Source organism: Ornithinibacter sp., from assembly GCF_035443565.1.
Lineage (GTDB): Bacteria > Actinomycetota > Actinomycetes > Actinomycetales > Dermatophilaceae > Fodinibacter.
This window is the reverse complement of record NZ_DAORSO010000395.1, coordinates 1-1,212: the sequence shown is the minus strand read 5'-3', so window position 1 is coordinate 1,212 and position 1,212 is coordinate 1. Positions and strand designations below refer to the sequence as shown.

Annotated in this window: 1 protein-coding gene; it reads right to left on the bottom strand. The window is 73.5% G+C overall.

Annotated elements, in window-relative coordinates:
• A partial coding sequence (locus PLL68_RS15465; RefSeq protein WP_324535620.1) for a glutamate-5-semialdehyde dehydrogenase occupies positions 1-1,212 on the bottom strand: 1,212 nt, incomplete at both ends.

Here is a 1,212-nt window from a genome sequence, read left to right as displayed (position 1 = left end):
GCAGTGCCATCGGCCCGCGCGCGTGCAGCTTCTGGGTCGAGATGCCGATCTCGGCCCCGAAGCCGAACTCACCACCGTCGGTGAACCGCGTGCTCGCGTTGACCATGACGGCGGCCGCATCGACCTCCGCGGTGAACCGGCGGGCGGCCCCCCGGTCCTCGGTGACGATGGCCTCGGTGTGCCCCGAGCCGTAGGTGGCGATGTGCTCGAGCGCCTGGTCGAGGTCGTCGACGACCCGCACCGACATCTCGAGCCCGTGGAACTCGGTGGCGAAGTGCTCGTCGGTCGCCACGTCGTGGGCGACGCCCGCGACATCCGCCTGCGCACCGGCATCCGCGTCGGTGTGGAGGACGACGCCCTCCCCCGCGAGCGCCGCCAGCGCCTTGGGCAGGAACTCGGCGGCGACGTCGCGGTGCACGAGCAGCGACTCGGCAGCGTTGCACACGCTCGGGCGGTGGGTCTTGGAGTTGACGGTGATCGCGAGGGCCTTGTCGAGGTCGGCGCCGGCGTCGACGTACACGTGGCAGTTGCCGATGCCGGTCTCGATGACGGGCACGGTGGACTCGGTGACGACGCTCTGGATGAGACCGGCCCCGCCGCGAGGGATGAGCAGGTCGACCTGGCCGCGGGCGGTCATCAGGGCGCGGACGGCGCCGTGGCCACCCTCGAGGAGGCCGACGGCATCCGCGGGCAGACCCTGGGCGGTGAGCGAGGCGCGCAGGACGGCGACGGTGGCGCGGTTGGTCTCGGCGGCGGCGCTGCCCCCGCGCAGGATGACGGCGTTGCCGGACTTCAGGCCGAGCCCGGCGGCGTCGACGGTGACGTTGGGGCGGGCCTCGTAGATCATGCCGATGACACCCATGGGCACCCGGATCTGGCGGATCTGCAGGCCGTTGGCCAGGGTCGAGCCGCGCACGACCTCGCCGACGGGGTCGGGCAGGGCCGCGATGTCGCGCAGGGCCTGGGCCACGGCGGCGACCCGCGGGGGGTCCAGGCGCAGGCGGTCCTGAAGGCTCTGCGGCATGTCGTTCTCACGGCCGCGGGCGAGGTCGAGCTCGTTGGCGGCGACGATCTCGTCGGTGGCTGCGTCGAGGGCATCGGCGAGGGTGCGCAGCGCGGCATCCTTGTCGGCGCGTGAGAGCAGGGCCAGGCGGCGCGACGCGGTGCGGGCGGCCTGCGCGAGCACGCGAACCTGCTCGATGTCGGCGGGGT